We start from the raw sequence: 25,760 nt of genomic DNA, 5'->3' as shown, positions 1-25,760 counted from the left end.
GCTTTTGATAATCAAAACGCCAAGAGGTGTTGGGTTCGAAGTATATTCCATTGATTTTGTTGCCAAATCCTACACCTGCCGGGCCACCAATTATTTTCTGTACAGCCCGGAGACATAGGTAACCGTTTGTTCCCAAGACATGGGTGACAGTGGGCGCCTATGTCATGGTGTGCTGCCCTATAAAATTGAACCACGTCACGTGGTGACGGGTCGCTCAGTCGGCTATTTTCTAGTCGATACGCGGAGCTATTCTGCGCTGGCTCAACCGCTCAAGCGGTTAACGAGAGCCTATGATCAACAGCCGAATGCCGTGCCGCTAATGGAGCATGCTGAATGACGATCCCGCGTGGATTCGACCTGGCTTCCGCCCCGCACTCATCGCCATGCGACAGGTTGCACATCCCCATTTGATTACTTTGCGGGCAAAGCGTGTTGTGATGCTTTTTTAGGCATTTGCTGTTGTTTTGATCAATTCTTGGAGTTTCAATTTTTTATATTAAGAGAAAAATACGCAATTCCATTCCACTATTTTACTAATCTATGGCCTAGAATTAGAAAATATCTGCAAAATGCGCAAAATGACCTTGACGGTTTTACAGGGAACGTGCCTCATGAAGGGGAAGCTGACACGACCGAACTGCAAACAGACGCGAAACCGACTTCTCCATGCAAATTCCGACCCTGACATTCGAAATGATCCGCCGCTCGGTGATTGGCGACGCCATGCCGATGCCGGGTCCGTTTGGTCCGCGTTCGTTGATCTATGCAGACCATATTGCGTCGGGGCGTGCTTTGAGTTTCATCGAGGATGCAATCCGCGACCATATTCTGCCCGCCTATGGGAACACCCATACCGAGACTTCGTGGTGCGGACGCCAGACCACACACGTCCGCGAGGCGGCGCGTCAGGCGATCAGAACCAGCGTTGGCGCCGATGAGGACCACGCGGTAATTTTCGCCGGGGCGGGCGCGACTGCGGCGGCGGACAAGTTGGCGCGCGCGCTCGATCTCGGGCCCGATGCGACGGTCTTTATCGGCCCGTACGAACATCACTCCAACGACTTGACCTGGCGCGAGACCAAAGCGCGCATCGTGCGCATTCCTCTGAACCAGGCCGGCGAACTCTGCCTTGACACGCTCGCGGAAGAACTGCGCGAAAGGCAGGGCGGCGGACCATTCGTCGGCGCTTTTTCGGCGGCGTCCAATGTGACCGGTGTTCTCACCGACCTGCCTGCGCTGGCCCGCCTGCTCCACGCTTATGACGGCCTGTTGATCTGTGATTTTGCGGCTGCCGGACCGTATGTTCCCGTTCGTTTGAGAGCATCCGCGCCCGGCGAGACGGACCGGATCGACGCCGCGCTCTTTTCGGCGCACAAGTTTCCCGGCGGTCCTGGCGCATCGGGCGTCCTGGTCGCCGATCGTCGGATCTTTGACCAGAAGCGGCCAACCATGACAGGCGGCGGCACCGTCTCCTACGTCACCGCCGAAAAGCATGTCTACGTGGAGGATCCCGAGCGGCGCGAGGAAGCGGGAACGCCCGCCATCATCGACAATATTCGCGCCGGCATGGTCTTCGATCTCAAGGCGCGAATGGGCGACGAAGTCGTTGCGGCGCAGGAAGAGTTTCTGACCCAGCGGCTCGACAACCTGCTGACGGCGGAGCCGGCGGTGGAATTGCTGAGCCCGCCGCGATCCCGGCGGCTTGGCATATTTTCCTTCAATATCCGGGCTGGCGAGCGCCTTTTGCACCATAATTTCGTGGTCGCCCTGCTGAACGATCTCTTCGGCATTCAGGCGCGGGGCGGATGTTCGTGCGCAGGGCCCTATGGTCATGATCTTCTGGGCATCGATTCCGCCACCGCCTGGGCTCATGAGCGCGCCGTCGCCCGCGGTTACTCGGTATTCCGTCCCGGCTGGGCGCGGCTTGGGGTCAGCTGGTTCTTCGATGAAGAGACGGTAGACCAGATCAAGGCCGCAATCGCATTCATCGCGCATCGCGGGCTGTCGGTCCTGCCTGCCTACCGTCTCGACGCGGCGAGCGGCGTCTGGCGTCCGGATCCCGCGGCGTTGCCCGGGATGGTCGAAACGATTGAAGACGCGGCGCCGGATTTTGCCCAGATGTGGTTCGGAAACGGCGCTGCGCCGACAACAGCCCCCGACTTCGAGACCTGCCTGGCGATAGCTCACGAGATTGCCGACCTGGCCGAGCGCCACACCCCGGAGGTCGGACCTGCATTTGATGCGGAAAGTGAAAAGTTGCGTTGGTTCTGGATGCCGGTGGAAGCATCCCGGCAGCTACGTGGCGCGGCCTGAACTGACACGGACAACGGATAGGAAACCTGGCGAATGGCTATTGAGAATTGGGTTGCAAGACATCTTGACGAACTGACGGAATTCCGTCGCGATCTGCACCGCAATCCCGAATTGCTCTACGACGTGCATCGCACCGCAGGCGAAGTGGCGCGGCTCCTGCGCGAGGCCGGCGTCGATGAGGTGCACGAAGGCATAGGCCAGACCGGCGTGGTCGGTGTGATCCGGGGGCAGAGCAATGCGTCCGGGCGGACGATCGGGTTGAGGGCTGACATGGATGCCCTGCCGATCAAGGAAGACACCGGAGCGGAATGGGCTTCAACGGTTCCGGGCAAGATGCACGCCTGCGGGCATGATGGTCACACAGCCATGCTTCTGGGCGCAGCCCGCGCGCTGGCGGAAAGCCGCGCTTTCGACGGAACTGTCTGCGTTATTTTCCAGCCTGCCGAGGAAGGCGGCGCCGGCGGCAAGGCCATGATCGACGACGGACTGCTGGAGAAGTTTCCGATCCAGGAATTCTATGGCATGCACAATCGTCCCAACCTGGAGGTCGGGAAATTCACGACCCGCCCGGGCCCGATGATGGCCTCGGTCGATGAAATCAACATCAAAATCGAAGGGGTCGGCGCCCATGCCGCCACACCGCATAACGGGATCGATCCGATGCCGGTAATGGCGGCGCTGGTCCAGGCGGCGCAGACCATCGTGTCGCGCAACCTCGATCCTATCAAGTCGGCGGTGGTGTCGATCACGCAGATAAACGGCGGCGACGCCTTCAACGTGATCCCGCCAACGGTAACCCTGCGCGGCACAGTGCGCTGCCTCGATGAAGATGTGCGCGACATGGTCGAAGAGAAGCTTGGGCTCGCTGTCGAGCACATCGCCGCAGCATTCGGCGCGAAAGGCGAACTGGAATATTTGCGGCTCTATCCGGTGACGATAAACAACGCCGAGGCAGTCGAGAACGTGTTGGCCGCCGCCGCCGAGGTGGCGGGATTGGATAACACGTCTGCAGAAATGCCGCCGGTGCTTGGCGGCGAGGATTTCTCGTTCATGCTCAATGAACGCCCCGGCGCCATGATCATGGTCGGCAACGGGCCGGGCGCCATGGTCCACCACCCGAAATATGACTTCAACGACGACGTTATCCCCTGGGGATGTTCCTTCTGGACGACCCTGGTCAGGCAGCGTTTGCCCACGAGTATCCCCGATTCCATCAACTGATCTGTCAGGCATTGACGGATCACCGGAACACTTAGGCAATCCACTTACACCAAATGTTCGCCCCGATCTCAGAGACATGAAGGCACAGGACATGACCGACAAAGAAACACTGATTCCAGAACTTGATCACGTTGTGGTCATGGTGCATGGCGACCTCGACGCTTCGGTCGAGCAATACGCCGCCATGGGGTTTGACTTGACGCCGCGCGGTCATCATTCGCTGGGTTCATCGAACAATCTTGCAATCTTCCAGAACAATTATCTTGAACTTCTGGGATTCGAGGCTGGCAAGAAGCTTTTGCGCCCCGAATTGATGGAGACCCCGCGCGGCCTGGCCTCCGTGGTCTGGCGCTGCCCGGACCTCGACGCGGTAGTGAGCCGCCTGGACGAAACAGGTCTGAAGATAGAAGATCCGACGCATTTCGTTCGCCCGGTCGAGACCGGCGAAGGCACCTTCGACGCCGCCTTCGCAGTGATCAATTTTCCGAAGAAGGGTTTTGCCGAGGGGCGCAGCTTCTTCTGCCATCACAAGACGCCGCAATATGTCTGGCGCGAGGAGTGGCAAGGGCATCCGAACACGGCGCTTGACGTCTCCGAATATGTCTTCGCTGGCGGCGCGCCTGAGGAGACGCTGGCCATGTTCGACACATTTTTCGGTCCAGGCGTCATGAAGCCGGTCGATGGCGGCATGGCGATGGAGGCTGGCGCAGGGCAGGTGGTCGCGTTGACCGCCGAGGCCGGCAAGGCGCGCTTCGGCGACGCCGTCTCGATCATTCCGGAAGAGGGCGAGGCGCGAATGATTGCGCTGAGTGTTCGCTGCAAGTCGCTCGACGCGGCGCGGAAGGCGCTGACGGACGGCGGCGTGCCCTTCGAAGACCTCGGCGCGCGGCTGCGCGTCGGCGAGGACGCGGCCTTCGGGCTGGCGATCGAATTCCACGAATAAACCAGGCGCACGAGGGGCGGCGCGCCCTGGCTGCGTAAGAATGTGAAAGAAAAAGGAACACCGATATGCGCGCAGTAGTATTGAACGAGCACGGCGGGCTCGACAAGATGACCTATGTCGAGGACTTCCCCGACCCCGTTGCCGAAGAGGGCGACGTGGTTATCCGGGTCAAGGCCAGCTCGTACAACTACCATGACATTTTCACCCGTCGCGGCATGCCCGGGATCAGGATTCCCATGCCGATCATCGTTGGCCTCGACATCGCCGGCGAAGTGGTTGAAGTCGGCCCGGGCGTCGAGGGCTGGGCTCCCGGTGACCGCGTTCTGATCGACCCGATCAACCGCGTCGAAGGCGGATTGATGGGCGAAACGAAGAATGGCGGTCTCGCCGAGCTTTGCGTCACCCGCGCGCATCAGCTGATCAAACTGCCTGACCATGTGTCGTTCGAAGAAGCCTCCGCCCTGCCGGTCGCCTATGGCACCGCGATCAGGATGATGACGACCATCGGCGAGGTCGCGGAAGGCGAGAAGGTCCTGATCCTGGGCGCTTCGGGCGGCGTCGGCATCTGCTGCGTCCAGTTGGCCAAAGCGGCGGGCGCCTATGTGATCGCCTGCGCCGGCACCGAGGAAAAAGGCGAAGAACTGATGAAGTACGGTGCGGACGAGATCATTCTCTACCGCGAGGTCGATTTCATGAAGGAATGCCGCGCGCGCCACGGCAAGCCGAGCATCGGCAAAGCCTTCAAGGGCAACGGCGTCGACATGGTCGTGAACTTCACGGGCGGCGAAACCTGGGTGCCGTCGCTGAAATGCCTGCGCAGGGGCGGCAGACTTGTAACTTGCGGAGCCACCGCCGGCTTCGATCCGGTCGAGGACATCCGCTTCATCTGGACCTTCGAACTGCAGATCAAAGGCTCGAACGGTTGGGAGCGCGAAGATATCCACCGGCTCTTCGACATGATGGAAGAAGGCAAGCTGAAGGCCGTGATCGACGAGACATTTCCGCTTGAGAAAGCCAAGGACGCCATGGGGCTGCTCGAGGACCGCAAGGTTCTTGGCAAGCTGGTGATCACGCCATGACGAACGCCACCATGGATATGGCGACGGTCCAGAAATACCTGGACGGCTCGCCCTTCATCGCTTTCTGCGGCCTCAAGGTTACCGAGATCGACATCGAAAAGCAGACGATCACCATGATCGCTCCGCTGCGCCCGGAATTCGAGCGCGGCGCAGGCACCGGCCAGTGGCACGGCGGCCCGATCGCATCGGTCATCGACACGGTCGGCGACTTCGCGCTCGCCATGCTTTTGAACACCGGCATTCCGACGATCAATTTCCGCGTCGATTACCTGAAGCCGGCGATCAACACCGCCTTGATCTCGACTGCAACCGTCCGGCGCCTTGGGCGCACGGTCGGGGTGGCCGATGTGGACGTCTTCAACGAAAGCGGCGCCCTCGTGGCGATCGGCCGCGGCACCTACGCAATACCTCCCAGCAAATAGCCGAAACGAGGGCGGAGACAAAACCGTCCCGATCCAAGAACGACAGACCTCGAAGGGGAATGCAATGACAAGACTAACACGACGTTTCTTCCTGACGACAACCGCGGCCGTCGCCCTGGCCGCGGCAAGCTTCACCATGCCCGGCCTCTCCCTGGCGCAGGACACGCCGAAAACCGGCGGCACGCTTGTCGCCACCTGGGGTGGGTTCGAACCGCAGGCCGTGTTCGTGCCCGGCGGCGGCGGGTCAAGCCCGCTGATCAGCTCCACGAAAATCCTGGAGCCGTTGATCCGCATGGACGACAATGCGGAATTCTTTCCGGTCCTTGCGACCGACGTGACGGCCTCCGACGACTTCACCTCCTACGACATCACCATCCGTGACGGCGTCACCTGGCATGACGGCGAGCCTTTCACGGTCGACGACGTGATCTACACGGTCAACGAGTACTGGAAGCCGATGGTCGCGGGCGCGGCTCTGAGCAACTTCACCGGCATCGAGAAGATTGACGAAAAGACGGTGCGGATGACGTTCAGCAAGCCCACACCGGAATTCTTCTTCAAGAACGTGCTCGCCACGTCGCTCGTGCTGCCTGAACACATCTACGCGGGCACAGAGATCGCGACCAACCCGATCAACAACACACCCGTCGGCACCGGTCCGTTCAAGTTCAAGGAATGGGTGCGCGGCAGCCATATCGAATACGACAAGAACGAGGACTATTGGGATGAAGGCAAGCCCTATCTCGATGGACTTGTTATACGCTACTGGCGTGACGCGGCCTCGCGCGCGGCGGCGATGGAAGCGGGCGAGCTGAAGCTCGGCATCTTCAACCCTATCCCCGCGCCCGATATCGACCGTTTGACCGAAACGGATGATTTCGTCGCTACCTCGGACGGGTACCTGGGCGCCGCCTGGGCCTCCACAATCGAGTTCAACAGCCGCAATCCCATCGTGGACGATCCGGCGGTGCGCAAAGCCATCCTGACCGCCATCGATCGCGCGCTGATCGCCGATGTCGTCTATTTCGGACGCGCAAAGCCCGGCGTATCCTTTGTGTCGTCAGTCAATCCGATTTTCCATGATCCAGACCTGCCCAAATACGACTTCGATCCCGAAAAGGCGGCGGAGATGCTGGACGCGGCGGGCTATCCTATGAAGGACGGCAAACGTTTCACCGTGGATTTGCTCGCAGCCGGCTGGTTTGAGGAAAACGGCAAGGTCGGCCAGTTCGTGAAGCAGAACCTGGAAGACATCGGCATCGAGGTGAACCTGAAGGTTCCGGATCGCGCAAGCTCGATCAAGGGCATCTATAACGACTACGACTATGACATCGCACTGTCGAACCACGCGTCACAGGTTGAACAGGTTCCGCGCCAGACGAACTACGTGACCACCGACGGCATCGTGAAGGGCGCAGCCTTCCGCAACGCCAATGGCTACTCCAATCCCGAAATGGACGAACTGGTCAACGCCATGGCCATTGAAGTGGACGAGGAGAAGCGCGTGGAAATGGCGCACAAGATGCAGGAAATCATTGCCGAGGACCTGCCCATCACGATCCTTGTCGAAATGGAGTCCACCACGGTCCACGCCGATGAGGTCAAGGGCCTCGAGGGCCGCGCGGACATCTCTGCAGACAGTCTGTCCGACGTCTGGCTGGACGACTAACAGCAAGGCAAGACGAGCAAATGAAACGTCTGATACTAAGCAGGCTGCTCCAGATCATCCCGCTCGTCATCGGGGTCATCGTGATGAACTTCGTACTCATCCAGATGGCCCCGGGCACGCTGCTCGACATTATGACGTCCGAGCAGCAGATTACCGACCCGGCGGCTCTGGATCGGATGCGGGAGCTCTATGGCTACGACCAGTCGCCAATCATCCAGCTTCTGAAATACATCTATTCGGTGTTTACGCTGGATCTCGGCTACTCCTATCGGCAGAACGCGCCGGTCCTGGACATCATCCTGGCGCAATTGCCGTCGACGCTCCTGCTGATGCTGGTCGCCATCGGCATCGCGGTCACCTTCGGGATGATCGCGGGCGTCATCGCGTCCGTGAAGGTCAACACCTTCTGGGACGTGGTGATCTCTCTGGCGGCGGTCTTCTTCTTCGCCGCGCCGACCTTCTGGCTGGGGATCATGCTGATCATCGTGTTCTCGGTCTGGCTGGGTTGGCTGCCGGTTGGCGGCATGACCACGATCGGGGTCGATTATGGCTTCTTCGGCCATATCTGGGACGTGATACGGCATCTGATCCTGCCGGCGCTGTCGCTCGGGCTGTTCTACATGGCGATCTATACGCGCGTGATGCGCGCCTCGATGCTCGAGGTCTTTTCGCTGGACTTCGTGCGCACCGCCCGCGCCAAGGGGTTGAGCACGACGCGCGTGATCTTCGCCCATGTCTATCGCAACGCTCTTCTGCCCGTCGTGACGCTGCTGGGGCTTCAGCTTGCAACCGTTCTGGGAGGATCGGTGGTGATCGAGGCCGTGTTCTCCTGGCCGGGGATTGGCAGTCTCATGCTGGATAGCGTGATGAGCCGCAACTATCCCGTCGTGCTGGGCGTTTTCGTCCTGTCGGCTGTGGTGGTCGCCTTCGCAAACCTGCTGGTCGATATCGCCTACTACCGGCTCGACCCACGGATCAGGAACCGCTGACATTGGCCCGATCTGCTTCCTCCCAGTCGCTTGACCATCTCTATCGCTTCGCCCGCAACAAGGGCGCGGTGCTGGGGTTGATCATCATCGTGATCGTCTTCGCGGCGGCGATCGCCGCGCCCTGGCTGATCGACCGCGATCCCTTGCGGATTGTCTATCGGCCCGAGATATGGCCTTTCACCAATCCGAAATACCCGCTGGGCACCGACAGTCTTGGACGGGACATCCTGGCTCTGATCCTCTTCGGCGCCCGGACAACGCTGATGATCAGCTTCGCAGCCGCCTTCACCGCGACGATACTTGGCGTGATCATCGGCGCCTTCGCGGCATGGTTTGGCGGCTGGCTCGACGAAGTCCTGACCCGTCTGACCGAACTGTTCCAGACCATCCCGAACATCCTGATGATCATGACGGTGGTGGCGGTTCTGGGCCAGACCATCGGCAACATCACCTTCGCCATCGGCATCACGATGTGGCCCCCGATCGCCCGCCTGACGCGGGCGGAATACCTGGCGCTGCGCGACCGCGAATTCGTGCTGGCCTGCCGATCCATGGGAATGGGCAACATTCGCATCATGGTGACCGAAATCCTGCCGAACGCGATCCCGCCCGTGATCGTGCTGGGCTCGGTGATTATCGGGAGTTCAATTCTCTTCGAAAGCTCCATCTCGTTCCTGGGTCTCGGCGATCCGAATGTGGCGAGTTGGGGCGCGCTGATCGGCGACGGACGAACCCTGATCCGTCGCTCCTGGTACATCTGCGCGATTCCGGGTCTGGCCATCATGTTCACGGTTCTGGCGATGAATCTTATCGGCGACGGGCTGAACGACGCGCTGAACCCTCGACTGAGGGACCGCTGACATGGGAAGACTTCTCGAAATCGAGGACCTGCGCGTCACGCTCTTTACCCGTCGGGGCGATCTGAAGGCGATCAACGGCTTGTCGCTGGGCGTCGACCGGGGCGAAACGCTCGGGCTCGTCGGCGAATCCGGCTGTGGCAAATCCATGACCTCGCTGGCGATCATGGGGCTTCTGCCGACGCCGCCTGCGAAAATCGTCGGCGGTTCGATAAAACTCGAAGGGCGCGACCTGACGAAGCTCTCGGAGCGCAAAATGCAGGCCGTCCGCGGTCGCGAGGTCGGGATCATCTTCCAGGACCCGATGAGTTCGCTGAACCCGGTCTACACGGTCGGTTTTCAGTTGGCCGAGGTGATCAGGAAGCACTTCCGCGTCTCGAAGGCCGAGGCCCGCAAGCGCGCGCTGAGCCTGCTGGAGCGGGTGCACATTCCCGACGCCGAACGGCGGCTGGACTCGTTTCCACACGAATTGTCGGGCGGCATGAACCAGCGTGTCGTGATCGCCATGGCGATCGCCTGCGAGCCGAAGCTGCTGATCGCGGACGAGCCGACGACCGCGCTCGACGTGACGATCCAGGCGCAGATCGTGGAGCTTTTGAAAGAGATCCAGTCGGAAAGCGGCATGGGCATGATTTTCATCACCCACGATCTTGGCGTCATCGCCGGCGTCGCCGACCGGGTGACAGTCATGTACGCCGGCAAGAAGGTGGAAGAGGCGGGAATAGACGCGCTCTTTTCCGATGCGCGCCATCCCTATACGCGCGGGCTGATCGGCGCGACGCCCAAGCCTGACGACGAACGGCGCCATCGGCTTGTGGAAATTCCCGGCGTGGTGCCAAGCCTCGCGGATCTGCCCGAAGGCTGTGCGTTCGCCAACCGTTGCCCCCTGGTGTTTGACCGGTGCAAAACGGAATACCCGCCTCTCGAAACCTTTGAGAATGGCCGCAAGGCCGCCTGTTTCCTCGCTGAAGAAATGGAGGAAAGCTATGTCGCTCCTGTCCGTGCGTAGCCTGACGGTAGACTACGAGACTTCGGGAGGCACCATTCATGCCGTCAACGACGTCAGCTTCGAGATCGAACCGGGCGAGACCATCGGTCTCGTAGGCGAATCCGGTTGCGGCAAGTCCACGCTTGGCAAGGCTGTGATGCGCCTGACGCCGTCGACCGAAGGGCGCATCTTTCTGGACGGCAAGGACATCACACAAATCGACCAGCGGGAGATGCGGCCCATCCGGTCCAAGATGCAGATGATCTTTCAGGATCCGATGAACTCGCTCAACCCGCGGCGCACGGTCGGAGCGCTGATCGGGCAGCCCCTGCAGGTGGCGGGTCGTCCCGCGGCCGAGGTCAAGGCCCGTGTGGCGGAACTGATGTCCCAGGTCGGCCTGCCGCCCGACGCGGCTCCGCGCTATCCGCATGAGTTTTCGGGTGGGCAGCGCCAGCGCATCGGGATCGCGCGGGCGCTCGCACTCAATCCCAAGCTGGTGGTCTGCGACGAACCGGTCTCTGCGCTTGACGTGTCGATCCGCGCCCAGGTCATCAACCTGCTTCAGGATCTGTCGGACGAGCTGGGTGTGTCGTATCTCTTCATCTCGCACGATCTGACGATGGTCCAGCACATAGCCGACCGGCTGTTGGTCATGTATCTGGGCAGCGTGGTCGAGACCGGCCCGGCCGAGACGATCTGGAAAAAGCCGGCGCATCCCTACACCAAGGCGCTGCTGGCCGCGGCTCCGGTCGCCGATCCGCAAGAGATGCGGAAACGCAAGAAGTTCATGCTACAGGGCGATCTGCCCAGCCCGGCGAACCTGCCCAAGGGTTGCGCCTTCTCCACACGCTGTCCCTTTGCGGAAGATCGCTGCCGGGCGGAGAAACCTATCCTGCGGCGTGTGTCCGGCGAACACCGCATCTCCTGTCATTTCGATCTGGCGGAGCGGATGGAGGCCGGGGATATCCCCGTGGCCTCATTGCCCGAAACAGCCACTGCTCACCATGAGGGAGCCTCTACATGAAGACCTGGACCAATCTTGGCGATCTCGTCGATCACGATGGCGGTATGGACCGCGTGGCTCTTGTCGACGCGCGGACGGAGCCGGCGAAAATCTGGACCCATGCGGAGGTGGACGCTCTGGCCAATGGCGTCGCCAATTACCTGACCGACCTGGGTCTGAAGAAGGGCGCCTCTGTTGCGATCCTTTCGCTCAACAGGGCCGAATACGCCGCCTGCTATTTCGGCATCATGCGCGCGGGTTTCGTCGCGGTGCCGGTCAACACCAAGCAGCCGCCCGAAACGATCCGCTTCGTTCTGCAGGATTCAGAAACCGTATTCGCTTTCGTTGACACGATGGGCGCAGGCCTGATCCCTGAAGTCATGCCGCATCTGAACTTCGACAGCGAAGGGGACGACAGCTTTGCCGAAGCGATCAAACCCGGCGCATTCGAAACGGTGGACGTGGCGCCCGACGATATCGCTCAGATACTCTACACCTCCGGCTCCACGGGTCGGCCCAAGGGTGTGGAACTCAGCCATCATTCGCAGATCTGGGCTCTTGAAGCCCGGTCAACCGGCGTGGCGACGCCTGAAGAACGAGGCATCATCGCGCAACCGCTCTTTCACATGAACGGGCTTTTCTCGCTGAAGACGACTTTCTCCAACAACGCGTCGACTGTGCTGATGCCCAGCTTTGACGACAGGAAATATCTCGAGAACCTGTCCAGATATGAAGTCACGGGCGTGACCGCGGTGCCGACCATGTTCGCGAGGCTTCTGAGGCACGAGGATCTGCTCGAAACCCTGGATTTTTCGAAGCTGACCAAGATACTGCTCGGCTCCGCCCCGATGACCGAAGGTCTGGCGCAGCGAATCCAGTCCCGTTTCCCCAACGCCTTCATGGGCTTCGGCTATGGCACCACCGAAGCGGGTCCGGCGATCTTCGGGCTCCACCCCGACGGCCTGCCCAATCCACCGGTGACGCTCGGCTATCCGGTCGATCTCTCGATGGTGAAGCTGGTCGACGGAGAACGCGATGACGAAGGCGTTCTGATGATGAAAAACCCGAGCCTGATGGCCGGGTATCGCGGCATGCCGGAAAAGACCGCCTCCGTCTTTCGCGACGGCTGGTATTACAGCGGCGACGTGATGCGGCGTGACGAAAACGGGTTCTATTTCTTCGTCGGCCGGGCCGACGACATGTTCGTATGCGCGGGCGAGAACATTTATCCCGGCGAGGTCGAGAAGATGCTGGAGACCCACCCGAAGATACGCCAGGCCGTGGTGGTGCCGCTGGCCGACGAGGAACGCAGTCAAATGCCGGTCGCCTTCATCGTGCCGGCCGAGGGCGCGTCGCTGACCACGCAGGAGGTCAAGGACTACGCCCTGAAGAACGGGCCGACCTACCAGCATCCGCGCCGTGTGCTCTTCGCTCTGGAATTGCCGCTTGCGGGCACGAACAAGATTGACCGGCGAGCGCTGATCCAGAAAGCCGCTGCGCTGGAAGCCGATGGCGGCTGGTCCGTCGCCGCCGAATTTGGAGAAACAGCTTGAACCAGGACTTTGAAGGCAAGGTTGCGCTTGTAACGGGCTCGAGCCGTGGTATTGGCGCGGAGATCGCCGTGGGTCTTGGGCGGGGTGGCGCGCTGGTCGGCGTGCACTACTCGGGCAACGAGGTCGCCGCGCGCGAAACCCTGAGCCGGATCGAAGCTGAAGGCGGGCAAGGTTTCACGGTGCAGGCGGATCTTGCCGACCCCGACGGGCCGAAGAAACTGGCCGACGCCTTTCTCGACAAGGTGGAGGCGGCGACCGGCGCACGCGCCTTCGACATCCTGGTCAACAATGCGGGCCTGGGCGAACGGCTGACGCTCGAACAGGTGGATCCGGCCATCTTCGACCGCGTGATGGGCGTCAATTTCCGCGCGCCTTTCTTCCTGACCCAGGCTTTGGCTCCGGCGCTGCGTGACGGCGGCCGGATCGTCAACACGTCTTCCATGGGCACGCGGATGGCCTTTCCGAAGATGGCGATCTACGCGCCCTCCAAGGCGGCGCTGGAATCCCTGACAGAACTCCTGGCCAATCATCTGGGGCCTCGGGGGATCACGGTCAACGCCATTGCGCCGGGCGCCACGGTCACGGATATGAACCGGCTCGACGAAGATCCCGAAAGGGCAAAGGCGACGGCGAACACGATTGCGCTTCGTCGTGTCGGATACCCGCAGGACGTTGCCGCCGTGGCTCTGTTTTTGTGTTCATCGGCCGGCGGTTGGGTTACAGGGCAATGCGTTGACGCTTCGGGCGGCCAGCGACTGTGATGAGAAGGACCGGCGACGCCGCGCCGGACGGGAGGAGACGTCACAATGATTGACGATATTGACAAGAAGATCCTGGCGCTGCTGCAGAAGGATTGCACGCTTCCGGCGACCGAGATCGCAAGTCGCGTGGGCTTGTCGGCGACGCCCTGCTGGCGGCGTATTCAGAAACTCGAAGAAGAGAAGTTCATCCGCTCCCGGGTGGCGCTGCTGGACAGCGTGAAGCTGAACGTCGATGTGACCGCGTTCATCGCGGTCCGCACCAACCAGCATAACAGGGCCTGGCTCGACAAGTTCGAGAAGGCGGTCTCGGACATGGACGAAGTGGTCGATTTCTTTCGGTTGAGCGGAGACATCGACTACCTGATTCGCGTCGCCTTGCCGAACATCAAGGCCTATGACGCGTTCTACAAGCGCCTGATCGAAAAGGTGGACATGAGCGACGTGAACTGCATGTTCGCCATGGAGACGATCAAGTCGACGACCGAGCTCCCCCTGCATTACGCGGAAACCAAACTGCGCTGACGCCTTCGCGGAGACCGCTCGCCATGCATGTGCTGCCGGCCATCCTGAATAACTGAACATGTTGTGAGATTTGCTCCACGGACCCGATTGCCGTCTCTGGCGGGAAGGGCTAATCGTCAATGAACGCCAGGCGATTCCGAGCAAGGCCACGAGAGTGTCATCGACAATGCCGATGCAGCAAATCTTCACCGAAGACTACAAGGACAGGCCCTACTGGTGGGACGCCAGTCCCGCGCCGGAGGCGCCCGAGCGAGATCTTCCCGCCAGAACGGAGGTGGCGATCGTCGGCGGGGGCTATACCGGGTCTTGCGCGGCGATCGCCACGGCCCGGGGCGGTCGCGAGACGCTGGTTCTGGACGCTGAGCAGCCGGGCTGGGGCTGCAGCTCGCGCAACGGCGGACAGATCAGCAATACGCTCAAGCCGTCGCTGTCGTCGCTGACCCGAAAATACGGCGCAGACCTTGCTCTCAGGATACTTCAGGAAGGCATGCGGTCGACGGAATTCCTGCGCGATTTCATCGTGCAGGAGGAGATCGATTGCGATTATCGGCCGAACGGCAAGTTCTTCGCCGCCCACAATCCCGCACAATACGAGGCGATGGCCAGAAAATACGCCAACCAGACCAAGGGGCTGGAGGTGGAGGCGCACATGGTGTCGCCCGCAGATCAGTGCAGCGAAATCGGATCGGACGCCTATTACGGGGGAGCGGTTCTGCCGATGAACTCGGCGCTGGATCCGGCCAAACTGCAGAACGGGCTGGTTGACCGCGCCAAGGCCGCCGGCGCCCGGTTCGTCTCCCGTTGCCGCGTCGAGAATATTCGCCGCGAGGGCAAGGGCTTTCGGCTGCAGACCGCGAAGGGGACGGTGCTCGCCGACGACGTGATTGTCGCCACGAGCGGTTACACCGGGGCTGTGACGCCATGGCTGCGCCGGCGCGTGATCCCGATCGGCAGCTACGTCATCGCAACAGAAGAGCTTGCGCCGGAAACCGTTCGCGAGATATTTCCCCACGACCGCATCGTGACGGATTCCCGCAAGGTCGTTTACTACTACCGCGCGTCGCCGGACGGACGCAGGGTGTTGTTCGGCGGACGCGTCTCCTTGACGGAGACCAACGCTCAGACAAGCGCGCCCTTGCTTCGAAAAGAGCTGATTTCCCTTTTTCCGCAGATCAGCGATGTGCGCATCAGCCATTCCTGGATGGGCTTTGTCGATTTCACGTTCGATTCCATGCCGCATGTCGGCAAGCATGACGGGATGCATTACGCCATGGGCTATTGCGGCTCCGGCATCGCGACGGCGACCTATCTCGGAATGAAAGCCGGCCAGAAGGTGCTGGGCAGCCCTGAGGGCGATACGCCGCTCGACAAGACCCGCTTTTCCACCCGGCCTTTCTATACGGGGAACCCGTGGTTTCTGTCTCAATCCATTCGCTATTATCGCTGGCGTGACGCGTCCGGAAAATAATCAGAGTAAAATAATAATTTAAAATCAATAGCTTATATAAATACCACAGCCGCCTCCGGGTATCTGGGTTTGTTTCGGGAATCTGCGTTTCGCCACTTTTCCTGGATTTGGCTTTGTTTCGGGATTCTGTGATTTTGCGACTTTTCACCAATCTGGCTTTGTTTCGGGAATCCGGAATTTCACCTTTCCTCACGGGCGCAGACAACCGATGACGCCGATTTGCGAGCGGAACCGACCATAGCACGAAATGCCGAACAATTCAGCCCTTATGTTCTGCTTTTGTTCAATTCTCCGGGTGACGAAACCGGTTTGTGCTATTCTGCAGCTTCCAGCACCATCGCGATTTCTTCCGCCGTTATGGACTCATAGAAACGCATGACCACCCGGTCGAGCTCCGTGTCGGGGAAGGGGAAGGGCGCTGTGTAGGCGTCGCTTACGGGAATGCCCGCGTCCCGGCCGACGTCCAGGCCCCAGAAGGACAGATGGGTGGACACCAGGGGAATGCAGCGCTGGCCAAGCCTTTTGCGGTTCGCGAACAGGATGGCGCTGGCGGAGTGGTCGTCGGCGACATGGATCACCACGCTGCAGCGATGGACCGGTTCGTCTGACGGCGCGCTCAATGTGACGCGATCGCCGAGTCTGACATGCTCGAAATGCAGATTTCCATCCTTGATGTAGAACGCGTAACCGCCATTGCGGTCGCCGCTGGCGACGAGAACGCCTCCGGGATGATCGGCCCCCACCGGCTTCGAGAAATGCGCGGTGATTTCCATCGACCGCTCTGACGCCGTCACCATGCTGACCTGGGCCAGATGACCCTGCCCGGGGTAAAGAGTGATCTCGTCGCGCGCCATCAGGCCGTTGGGCTGACGGAACTTGATGATATCGACCAGCGTCCGGTCGTCGAGCGGCCACACCTCGTTGGCGGCCGCCTGTTCGCTCCAGATCGCCCTCAGTCTTTCCAGCTGTTCCGGGTTTTTCCCGGCAAGGTCTCTGGTTTCCGAAAAATCCTCGCTTGTGTCATAGAGCGTCCATTCATCCTGTTCGTAGGCTTCGCCCTTTTCATGGGTAGCGATGGCCTTCCAGCCGTCGGCGTAGACCGCGCGCCTGCCGAACATCTCCCAGTATTGTACATTCCGGGTCGACGCCGTCGCGTCGGCGAAGGTGGCGGAGAAGTCTTCGCCGTCGAAATCGGTTTCCATCACTTCGCCGCTGAGGCTCAGAAGCGTAGGAGCCAGATCGACGACATGCAGGAACTGGTCGCGCACTTCACCGGGATTTGCGATGCCCGCCGGCCAGTTGACGACCAGCGGCGAGCGCACGCCGCCCAGTTCGACATATTGCTTGTAGCGCCTGAAAGGGGTGTTTCCCGCCGTGGCCCAGCCTTGCGGATAATGCGCCGGACCCGCCGGTCCGCCGACATCGTCGAGCTTCGCCATCATCTCCTCGACCGTTTCCGGGCGACCGGAATAGGGCGCATTGGTGTCGACGGCGCCATGGTCTCCGCCCTCGCGGCTTGCGCCGTTATCGGAGATGACGACGATGATCGAATCCTCGCGCATGCCGAGGCGCTCAAGTTCCGCCACCACGCGGCCAAGCTGCTCGTCGGCGTGTTCGAGGAAGCCGGCAAAAGCCGATTGAAGTCTCGTGTAAACGGTCTTCTGGTCGTCGCTCAAAGTATCCCAGGCCGGCACTTCCGGATTGCGCGGCGCGAGTTCGGTGTTTTCCGGCACGAGGCCGAGCGTCTTCTGACGGGCAAGCCGGTTTTCCCGAACCGTGTCCCAACCCTTCTCAAACACCTCTACGTAGGGGTCGATATAACGTCGCTCCACCTGGATCGGCGCGTGCGTCGCACCGAAGCAGATGTTGAGATAAACTGGTTCGTCTCCGCGGCAGCTCGCATGGTCGCGCAGATAGTGAATCGCCCGGTCGCAGAGATCCTCCGTAAGGTGATAACCGTCGTCCAATGGCGGATCGATGGAATGGTTGTCTTGGCACAGCTCCGGCGCATAGTGGTCCGTGCAGCCGCCGAGAAAGCCGTAGTAGCGATCGAAGCCGCGAGCGACCGGCCAGTTGGAAAACGGACCGGCCGGCGTGATCTCGTGGGCCGGCGTCAGGTGCCATTTGCCGATCATGTAGGCGCCGTAGCCGCGGTCCCTCAGCATTGCCGGCAGAAGCGGCGTATCCTGGGGAATGCTGCCGCGGCCATTCGGAAATCCGGTGTCGGTGTCGGCGAGACAGCGCATGCCGACCCGGTGATGGTTCTTGCCGGTCATCAGGCAGGCGCGGGTCGGAGAACACAGCGGCGTAACGTGGAAATTGGTGTAGCGCAGACCCTTTGCGGCGAGGGCGTCGATGGTCGGCGTTCTGATTTCCGAGCCGTAGCAGCCAAAATCCGACCAGCCGGTGTCATCGAAAACGACCGTGATGATGTTCGGCGATTTTCCTCTGCTCCTTTCAGGCCACCAGGGTTCCGATCCGTCGAAAGTCTCCGCGATTTTGCCTTTGAACTTCTCGGTCACGCCTGTGCTCCATTCTGTCGATCTGCCGCCATGGATCCGTTCACCGCGATTGCAGGACGGATTGCCCCGGCCCCGATAATTGACAAAGGGTCCCTGCGGGCCAATAGAATTGTGACCGTCGCTAATTCCATTTGGTTATGACCCGGACGGATCGCATCCCGTGGCTTTCGAAGTACCAAACCTGACCTTGCTCCGGCATTTCGTCGCCGTCGCCGAAGACAAAGGCATCACGCGGGCATCCAAAAGGCTCAGAATCTCCCAGCCCGCGCTTTCCAAGAATATCAGGAAGCTGGAAGTGATGCTCGGCACCCGGCTGTTCGAGAGACATGCAAGCGGGACGGAGCTGACCGAAGCCGGCCGCAGGTTCTTCAATCACGCCCAAACGATCGGGCTGGAATACGAACATGCGCTGCAGGAAATCCAGAACGCCATCTCCGACCAGGAGTCGACGATCCGGCTCGGCACCGGACCGGTGTGGACGTCGACAGTGGTGCCCGCGGCCCTGCCGCGCTTTCATCGCCGTTATCCCCGGCACCGGGTGATGATCCAGACCGGATCGGTCGACCGGATGATCGAGGATCTGCGCCTCGGACGGATCGATGTGTTCGCAGGCGCGCTCATCCGCCAGAACCAGTTTCCGGGTTATGTGCGCAAGTCGCTGACGAAGGCCAGAATGGCGATCATGTGTTCTCCGGACCATCCGCTCGCCAGGGTCGAAGGTCCGATCGATCCCGGCCGGATCGTCGAGTACCCTTTCGTATCCTTTGTCGCCACGACCGACATCATGGAAATTCTGTCCGGGTTCCTGAAATCTATGGAGGCGCCGCCGCCGCGCAACATGATCGAGACAAGCTCGATCTACGCCTGCGTCGAACTCGTTCGCTCAGGCGGCTACCTGTTTTTCGAATCGGAGATGATCGCAAGAAGTCCAATCGGTAGCGGCCTCAAGGTGCTCGACCTTCCGCAGACCGTCCACGAATTCGACATGGGATTCGTGTACCGGAAGGGGCTGGACAGGCTGCCGCCCATCAATGGCGTCCTCACCGCAATGAAAGATGTGCTCGATGAGCATACGGCGATACCCACGCCATTGGCCTGACATAACCAAGTGTAATGGCGATTGCGAGAAAAGATATGAGATGAATGGTCCCGCTCTCCACTAATGTGATTGGAAATTGGGCAATTCCTTCACTTGGCTAAAAGGAGAGCAAGATGATTTCTCGCCGTCGACTTCTGTCTTTGACAAGCGCCGCCGCCGTGGCGACGATCGCAGCAGTTTCCCAAATTTCGTCGGCGGAAGCCGCAGACAAGGTCGTCAAGTTCCAGCTTGCCTGGCTGCCGAATGCGGCGGCGGCCGGAGAAATCGTCGCGCTGGAGAAAGGCTTTTTCAAGGACATGGGACTGGACGTCGAGATACTTCCCGGCGGACCGAGCACCAACACCGTTCAGGAAACGCTGGCGGGCGTTGCGACCATCGCGCACGCCTATGCGCCGCAAATCATGTACGCCGCCGACAAGGGTCTGCCGATCAAGTCTTTCGGGGCGTCCTTCCAGGTCGCGCCGCTGACTTTCTATTCGCTTGGCGAAACCGGCGTCAAGTCGGTCGCCGACTGGAAAGGCAAACGCATCGGCGCCAGCCAGACCGGTCTGCCGCAGGTGAAAGCCCTGCTCGATCACAGCGGGCTGTCGATCGACGACATAACCTTCGTACAGGCCCAGATACCGGCGCTGATGCAGGGGCAGGTGGACGTTGTCGCCTCGTGGCCGACAAATCTCGCCACGCTCGAGCCAATCGCCAATCATCCCGGCGGATACAATACCCAGAGCATCTGGGACAACGGGCTTCAGTTCCAGTCCAATTATTACATCGCCACCACAGAGACCATCGAGAATGACAGCGCGATGCTGGCGGCGTTCCTCGAGGCCGTCGACAAGGGATGGTCCTACGTCGCCGACCATCCGGAAGAAGCGATCGAAATCGTCACCGCCACCGCGGAAGGATTGCGGCCGGAAGCCGAGGCGGCGGCGCTGAAGGTGATGCTTGACGGCGGTTATATCTACAATGAAGATACCGCCGAATACGGTTTTGCGAATGTCGACAAGGACCGCTGGCAGCGCACTCTGGATCTCTACGCCAAGATCGGCGAGATCGGCGAACTGAAGACCGGCGACGTCTTCGATTCCAGCATTCTCGACCAGACCGAGTTGACCAAGAGGTAGGATCATGGCCGAAGCCGCCATGCAGCTTGACGACATCCCGGCGACGCCCGCCATTGAAATCGAGAATGTGTCGGTGACGTTCGGACAGGGCCAGAACCAGGTTCGGGCGATTGACCGGATTTCGCTTGATGTCCGTGATGGAGAATTCCTGACCCTGATCGGGCATTCCGGCTGCGGGAAATCGACGCTGCTTCGCGTTATCGCCGACATCATCAAGCCGACGGAGGGACGCGTGCAGGTATTGGGCGCGCTTCCGGAGAAGGCCAGGCGGGCCAGGCAGTTCAGCATGGTGTTCCAGCAGCCAACGCTGCTTCCGTGGGCCTCGGTTATCGACAATGTGAGCCTGCCCTTCAAGGTGGGCGGTGCCTCGGCGGCCGGCGACCAGGCGATGGATCCGGCCGAGGCGCTTCGCCTTGTCGAACTCGACGGCTTTGAAAATGCGCTTCCCGCCGAGCTTTCCGGCGGCATGAAGCAACGCGTCTCGATCGCGCGGGCGCTTGTGACGCGACCGCGTATTCTGCTGATGGACGAGCCCTTCAGCGCGCTCGACGAGCTTGTGCGCGACATGCTGAATATCGAATTGCTGAAGATCTGGAAGCGCAGCGGCACGACGGTCGTTTTCGTCACCCATTCGTTGCAGGAGGCGGCGTTTCTTTCACAGCGGGTCGTCGTCATGGGACGCCGCCCTTCGCGCATCGCCGGCGTACTCGACATCGACCTGCCCGAAGAGCGCAATCAGAAACTGAAGGACGCGCCCGAACTTGGCCGGTATGTGGCGGCGCTCCGCGCCCTGCTGGACGAAGGATAAGACGAATGAGCATCGCCAACACCAGCGACGTCAAGACGTCGGACATGACGGTCTTCGCTTCGATCGGACAGTTCGCCGGCGTCGCGCGGCCCGTCGTGATGGGTCTCCTCGGTCTCTTCGTACTGCTTGCGCTGTGGCAATTCCTCATCTGGGTTCTGGAGACCCCGGTTTACCTCGTTCCGGCGCCGAGCGATGTCGCTCTCGCCGTGCGCAACGATTTCGCCCTGCTCGCCTCCAGTTCCGTGCCGACCATAACCGAGGCCTTTCTGGGCTTCCTGCTTGGCAATTGCATTGCGATCCTGGTCGCCGCCTCGTTCGTCTACGCGAAACTGATCGAGGAAATGTTCTATCCCGTCGCGATCATCATCAAGACGATACCGATCGTCGCCATCGCCCCGGTTCTGAAGATCATGCTTGGAAACGGCATCGAGCCGAAGGTCGTCGTCGCAGCTCTGATCTGCTTCTTTCCAACGCTGGTCAATGCGGTGCGCGGCTTCCGCGCGGTTGATCCGCAACTCGTCGAACTGATGCACGTGCTTTCGGCGTCGAAAACGGAAGTCTTCATGCGGGTGCGGCTCCAGAGCGCGCTGCCCTACATCTTTTCCGCCTTGAAGATATCCGTGACGATGTGCGTGCTTGGCGCGATCGTCGGTGAATGGATCGGCGCCAATCACGGGATCGGTTATCTGCTGATCCAAAGCATGTACGAGTTCGACACGCCGAGGCTCTTCGCCAGCATCTTGACGGCCTCGTTTATCGCAATCACCGGCTTTGCGATCGTCTCTGTACTGGAAAAGATCGTCATCCGCTGGGACGCCGCTTCGGTGACCTGACGCCTCCGACAATCGATCAGGACACGGTGAAATCCGTCATCATTCCCGAATCCTCGTGCTCCAGGATGTGACAATGGAGCATGAAGGGGTATTGCCTTGACGCCGGATGGCGAAACGCCACCTGGATATCGCAAAATCCGCCTTTTTCCACCGGCGCGATGTCCTTCCAGCCGCGCATATGCGCCGGGGGCTGCTTGCCGCTGATGGACAGAAGCCGGAACTGGCATCCGTGAATGTGGACGGGATGCAGCATCCTGTCGTCTCCTTCGGAAAGCCGCCAGCGAAGATTGACGCCGATCGGCGCGTTGTCGGAGACCTCGTTAAGGGCGAAGGACTTGCCGTTGACGGCGTTTGCGGAGAGCTGTTGCGACAGGGACAAGGGCGGCCCGTCATACAAAAGGGCGCGGACTTTCCTGAGAGTTTCGGCGTCGGACTTGCCGGACTTGTTCATGGCCATCAGGCCTGCTTCCCTGAAAAGTTTCATGCCCTGGTCGTCGAGGTTCATGTTCATCACGAAGTTGCGGCTGACCGGCGGCAAATTGACGTCCAGCGGCTCCAATGGAACCAGGGCGTCGGGAAGCCGGCCTCGGCCGTCCGCGCCGTCCGGGACGAATGTCACCAGGGGCAGGTCGGTGTCGAAAGGCGGCAGGTTCATGGCGAGCTGGCTTACGGGGCGCGTGACAAGCTCGAACGGATTGCCGTTGCGAGCATCCACCAGCACTTCGTAGCGTTCTCCGGCGTACATGGTCAGTTCACTGAGGCGGACTGGCTCTTCGAGAAGGCCGCCGTCGCTGGCGATTACGAAGAACGGCCTGTCGTCGGAGATCGCCAGCCGGTAGCTGCGCGCATTCGATCCATTCAGGAGCCGCAATCTGATCCAGCCGCGCGCGGTCTTGGCCTGCGGGTACACAGCGCCGTTGATCAGGGCCACGTCTTCGACATATCCTGTGGTGACGGCGGCGAGATTGAAGCGATGAAAGAACGCGCCGTCTGAATTGAAATGACGGTCCTGGATGATCACCGGGATGTCGTCCACGCCCCATGTGGAGGGCAGCGGAAGAGCGTCAGACTGTTCGTCATCGATCAGGAAGAGGCCGGCGAGGCCCTTGATGACGAGTTCAGCCGTGGCTGGATAGACATGCGGGTGAAACCAGCAGGTGGCGGCGTGTTGGTCGATCGGAAGAGCAATATCCCAATTCGCGCCGGGCCTGATAATGTTATAGGGGCTGCCGTCAACGTCTCCGGGAATTTTCAGACCATGCCAGTGCATGGTGAGGTCCTGCGCAAGTCCATTGTGAACGCGCATCTGCAGAGTTTCGCCGCTTCGCGCGCGTATCGCCGGTCCGAGATAGGGACCGTTTATTCCGAAAGTAGGCGTCTTGACGCCGGACAGGAATTCCACCGATGACGGACTGGCGTTGAGCCGGACTTCGCCATTCGGCCCCGGACGCAACTCGCGGGGTATCGGCAGCGCGGGTCTTTCCGCGGCGAACGCCGAGCGTCGCGCCAGCGGCGATCCGGCCAGCAAAGCCGCAGCGCCTGCGCTCGCGGCAAGCATCTCTCTTCTGTTGATCAATCTCACGATGCGCGCCCCATGACTTCCCCGATGGGTGCTTTATAACAGGTTTCTCAACCGGAGTTTACTGCGCTTATCCGTGGGGGCGGAGCGCTGGCGTTTTCCCGTCCAGTTGGTGTAAATCTGATTCCCGGCCGGCGTCGCGTCAGTTCTTGAACGGCCGAAAGGCCCCATCTATCCAGCAGGCTGCAAGGGTGAACGCCGTTGGGTGAATTCCGCAAATTTATGTCCATGGGGCCGTGGCTTCTGGCCCTGTTGCTTGTCATTACAGGTTCATCAATGGCGAAAACGATCATGATCGACGGACCGGAAGGTCCGCTGGCCGGAGAGGCGACCGCCGTGGAAGGCGCACGCCATGTGGTCGTCATCATCCCCGGCTCCGGTCCTGTGGACCGCGACGGCAACGGCCCGCAGGGAGGGCTGGACAGCAACGCATACAAGATGCTGGCGGACGAACTCGCAGAAGCCGGGATAGCCTCGATCAGGATCGACAAGCGCGGCCTCTTCGACAGCAGCGCAGCCATTGCAGATCCCAATGATGTGACGATCGAAGCCTATGCCGGGGACGTGCGCGACTGGGTGAAACGCGCTGCGGAGATGGCCCCGTGCGTCTGGATCGCAGGCCATTCGGAAGGCGGGCTGGTTGCGCTTGTCGCAAGCCGCAAGCCGCCTGAACCACTCTGCGGACTGTTGCTGCTTTCAACCGCCGGACGGCCGATGGGGGAATTGTTGCGGGAACAGCTGCGCGCGATGCCGGGCATGGCGCCCTCGATGCCGGCGATCGATCGTATCGTTACGGGTCTAGAGGCCGGTCGCACCGCCGATCCCGACGAGCTGCCGCCGCATCTGAAGGCGATATTCTCGCCCGGCCTGCAGCGCTACATGATCGATCTGTTCTCTCACGATCCCGTTGCTCTGGCGCATGACTGGCAGGGGCCTGCGCTGATCGTTCAGGGGGATGCGGACATACAGGTCAAGCCGATGGACGCCGATCTGCTCGCCGAAGCGCTGCCGCAAGCCGAAAAGGTGGTTCTTGAGGGCGCGACGCACATGCTGAAGGTCGATGCTCCAGGTCAGCCATTGGCGACCTATACCGACCCCTCGCATCCCTTGCACCCGGGCCTGGTCCCCGCAATATCGGGATTTCTCGCCCGCAACTAGGCGTGTTGACGGTGGCTGGATGTGGACGCCGTGTCGGGAATGCTGACCAGCCGCGACAGGCGCTCGGTAATGATCGCCGAGGCGCGGCGCAACTGTTCAAGCGCGCTGTCTCTGATTTCGCGAAACATTTCCGGTCCTGGCGAGGCGAGGCTGATGCCTGCGACGATCTCGCCGCGGCTGTCGAGCACCGGAACGCCGATGGCGTAGATGCCTTCGATGTTTTCACCCCGACAATCCGCATAGCCGGTCTTGCGGACTTCAATCACCTCTTCATAGAGCTGTATCGGTTCGACAATCGTGTTGCCAGTCAGACGCGGCATATCCAGTGTCTGCAGGAAGGTCGCCAGTTCGTTGTTTTCAAGCCGGGCGAGCGCGATCTTGCCGATGGAGGTGGAATGCAGCGGAGCGGTTCGGCCGGGTTGCGGGTAGACGTGTATCGGAGGGCTCGGCAAAGAGAGGAAATACACCATTTCGGTGTCGTGCATTGCGCCGAGATAGGCGGCCATATTGCAGTTTTTCGCGACTTTCTGAAGTTCCTCGAATGCGGCGTCGGCGAGCGTTCTTTGAACGAGATAGGATTGGCCCGCCTCGTAAAGCCCGTATCCGGTGCGGTAGCGCATAGTACGCGGATCCTGCTCGACGAAATCGTGGTTCTTCAAGGTCGCCAGCAAACGGTGGACGACGCTGGGCGGGATGTCCAGCCGTCGGCCAAGTTCGCGTACGCCGATATCGCCTTGTGTGGAGCTTAGCATCTTGACGATCATCAGCGCTTTGGAGAGCGACTGGTTCGCGTCGAGTTCGGAGAGATGTCTGGCCATGGTTTCAATCCTTTGCGCCTAAACTTTGAGCGTA

At 60.8% G+C, this 25,760-nt stretch carries 22 protein-coding genes; 19 read left to right on the top strand and 3 right to left on the bottom strand.

Annotation, left to right across the window (positions count from 1 at the left end):
• The first annotated feature begins 666 nt into the window (after positions 1-666).
• The 14 genes from K1W69_RS15995 to K1W69_RS15930 all read left to right on the top strand — a co-directional run bounded on the left by K1W69_RS15995 (position 667) and on the right by K1W69_RS15930 (position 15,788).
• Positions 667-2,313 carry an aminotransferase class V-fold PLP-dependent enzyme gene (locus K1W69_RS15995; RefSeq protein WP_220229435.1) on the top strand — a complete coding sequence of 549 codons (1,647 nt, stop codon included), beginning with the start codon at positions 667-669 and terminating at the stop codon, positions 2,311-2,313.
• 33 nt (positions 2,314-2,346) lie between these two features.
• Entirely contained in the window at positions 2,347-3,534 is a 1,188-nt protein-coding gene (locus K1W69_RS15990) for a M20 aminoacylase family protein (protein WP_220229434.1), read from the top strand.
• A gap of 91 nt (positions 3,535-3,625) precedes the next feature.
• Positions 3,626-4,477, top strand: coding sequence for a VOC family protein (locus K1W69_RS15985; protein ID WP_258571137.1), 852 nt, complete (start codon positions 3,626-3,628; stop codon positions 4,475-4,477).
• Between the two features lie 65 nt (positions 4,478-4,542).
• On the top strand, positions 4,543-5,556 hold the full coding sequence (locus K1W69_RS15980) for a quinone oxidoreductase family protein (protein ID WP_220229432.1): 1,014 nt from the start codon (positions 4,543-4,545) through the stop codon (positions 5,554-5,556).
• Entirely contained in the window at positions 5,553-5,978 is a 426-nt protein-coding gene (locus K1W69_RS15975) for a PaaI family thioesterase (RefSeq protein ID WP_220229431.1), read from the top strand. The genes K1W69_RS15980 and K1W69_RS15975 overlap by 4 nt, the downstream gene beginning before the upstream one ends.
• A gap of 64 nt (positions 5,979-6,042) precedes the next feature.
• Entirely contained in the window at positions 6,043-7,647 is a 1,605-nt protein-coding gene (locus tag K1W69_RS15970; RefSeq protein ID WP_220229430.1) for an ABC transporter substrate-binding protein, read from the top strand.
• Positions 7,648-7,667: 20 nt separating this feature from the next.
• Entirely contained in the window at positions 7,668-8,636 is a 969-nt protein-coding gene (locus K1W69_RS15965; RefSeq protein WP_220229429.1) for an ABC transporter permease, read from the top strand.
• A gap of 2 nt (positions 8,637-8,638) precedes the next feature.
• On the top strand, positions 8,639-9,496 hold the full coding sequence (locus K1W69_RS15960) for an ABC transporter permease (RefSeq protein ID WP_220229428.1): 858 nt from the start codon (positions 8,639-8,641) through the stop codon (positions 9,494-9,496).
• Between the two features lies 1 nt (position 9,497).
• On the top strand, positions 9,498-10,502 hold the full coding sequence (locus K1W69_RS15955) for an ABC transporter ATP-binding protein (protein WP_220229427.1): 1,005 nt from the start codon (positions 9,498-9,500) through the stop codon (positions 10,500-10,502).
• Positions 10,480-11,505, top strand: a complete 1,026-nt coding sequence (locus K1W69_RS15950; RefSeq protein ID WP_220229426.1) for an ABC transporter ATP-binding protein — start codon at positions 10,480-10,482, stop codon at positions 11,503-11,505. Before K1W69_RS15955 ends, K1W69_RS15950 begins: the two co-directional genes overlap by 23 nt.
• Positions 11,502-13,037: a class I adenylate-forming enzyme family protein gene (locus K1W69_RS15945; RefSeq protein ID WP_220229425.1), complete on the top strand. Its 1,536-nt coding sequence runs from the start codon at positions 11,502-11,504 to the stop codon at positions 13,035-13,037. Before K1W69_RS15950 ends, K1W69_RS15945 begins: the two co-directional genes overlap by 4 nt.
• On the top strand, positions 13,034-13,798 hold the full coding sequence (locus tag K1W69_RS15940; protein ID WP_220229424.1) for an SDR family NAD(P)-dependent oxidoreductase: 765 nt from the start codon (positions 13,034-13,036) through the stop codon (positions 13,796-13,798). Before K1W69_RS15945 ends, K1W69_RS15940 begins: the two co-directional genes overlap by 4 nt.
• A 48-nt stretch (positions 13,799-13,846) precedes the next feature.
• The gene (locus tag K1W69_RS15935) at positions 13,847-14,320 is read left to right on the top strand and encodes an Lrp/AsnC family transcriptional regulator (RefSeq protein ID WP_220229992.1); all 474 of its coding nucleotides are present in this window, start codon (positions 13,847-13,849) and stop codon (positions 14,318-14,320) included.
• Between the two features lie 166 nt (positions 14,321-14,486).
• Positions 14,487-15,788 (top strand): NAD(P)/FAD-dependent oxidoreductase, encoded by a 1,302-nt coding sequence (locus tag K1W69_RS15930; protein ID WP_220229423.1) that lies wholly within the window; start codon positions 14,487-14,489, stop codon positions 15,786-15,788.
• Between the two features lie 314 nt (positions 15,789-16,102).
• Here K1W69_RS15930 and K1W69_RS15925 read toward each other — a convergent pair whose 3' ends face one another.
• On the bottom strand, positions 16,103-18,310 hold the full coding sequence (locus tag K1W69_RS15925) for an arylsulfatase (RefSeq protein ID WP_220229422.1): 2,208 nt from the start codon (positions 18,308-18,310) through the stop codon (positions 16,103-16,105).
• Between the two features lie 160 nt (positions 18,311-18,470).
• Between K1W69_RS15925 and K1W69_RS15920 the strand changes: the two genes are divergently transcribed.
• The 4 genes from K1W69_RS15920 (at position 18,471) to K1W69_RS15905 (ending at position 22,171) form a co-directional block, all read left to right on the top strand.
• Positions 18,471-19,409 (top strand): LysR family transcriptional regulator, encoded by a 939-nt coding sequence (locus K1W69_RS15920; RefSeq protein WP_220229421.1) that lies wholly within the window; start codon positions 18,471-18,473, stop codon positions 19,407-19,409.
• A 113-nt stretch (positions 19,410-19,522) separates the two neighbouring features.
• On the top strand, positions 19,523-20,530 hold the full coding sequence (locus tag K1W69_RS15915; protein WP_220229420.1) for an ABC transporter substrate-binding protein: 1,008 nt from the start codon (positions 19,523-19,525) through the stop codon (positions 20,528-20,530).
• Positions 20,531-20,534: 4 nt separating this feature from the next.
• Positions 20,535-21,338, top strand: coding sequence for an ABC transporter ATP-binding protein (locus tag K1W69_RS15910; protein WP_220229419.1), 804 nt, complete (start codon positions 20,535-20,537; stop codon positions 21,336-21,338).
• Positions 21,339-21,343: 5 nt separating this feature from the next.
• Positions 21,344-22,171 carry an ABC transporter permease gene (locus K1W69_RS15905; protein WP_258571135.1) on the top strand — a complete coding sequence of 276 codons (828 nt, stop codon included), beginning with the start codon at positions 21,344-21,346 and terminating at the stop codon, positions 22,169-22,171.
• 16 nt (positions 22,172-22,187) lie between these two features.
• Here K1W69_RS15905 and cueO read toward each other — a convergent pair whose 3' ends face one another.
• Entirely contained in the window at positions 22,188-23,753 is a 1,566-nt protein-coding gene (gene cueO / locus K1W69_RS15900; protein WP_220229418.1) for a multicopper oxidase CueO, read from the bottom strand.
• 273 nt (positions 23,754-24,026) lie between these two features.
• Between cueO and K1W69_RS15895 the strand changes: the two genes are divergently transcribed.
• Entirely contained in the window at positions 24,027-24,908 is an 882-nt protein-coding gene (locus K1W69_RS15895; protein ID WP_258571134.1) for an alpha/beta hydrolase, read from the top strand.
• On the opposite strand, the gene K1W69_RS15890 is transcribed toward K1W69_RS15895, so the two are convergent.
• The gene (locus tag K1W69_RS15890) at positions 24,905-25,726 is read right to left on the bottom strand and encodes an IclR family transcriptional regulator (RefSeq protein WP_220229417.1); all 822 of its coding nucleotides are present in this window, start codon (positions 25,724-25,726) and stop codon (positions 24,905-24,907) included. The two genes, K1W69_RS15895 and K1W69_RS15890, sit on opposite strands and share 4 nt — an antisense overlap.
• Positions 25,727-25,760 lie beyond the last annotated feature (34 nt).

Source organism: Flavimaribacter sediminis, assembly GCF_019492055.1.
Lineage (GTDB): Bacteria > Pseudomonadota > Alphaproteobacteria > Rhizobiales > Rhizobiaceae > Flavimaribacter > Flavimaribacter sediminis.
This window is presented reverse-complemented; position numbering and strand designations above follow the sequence as displayed.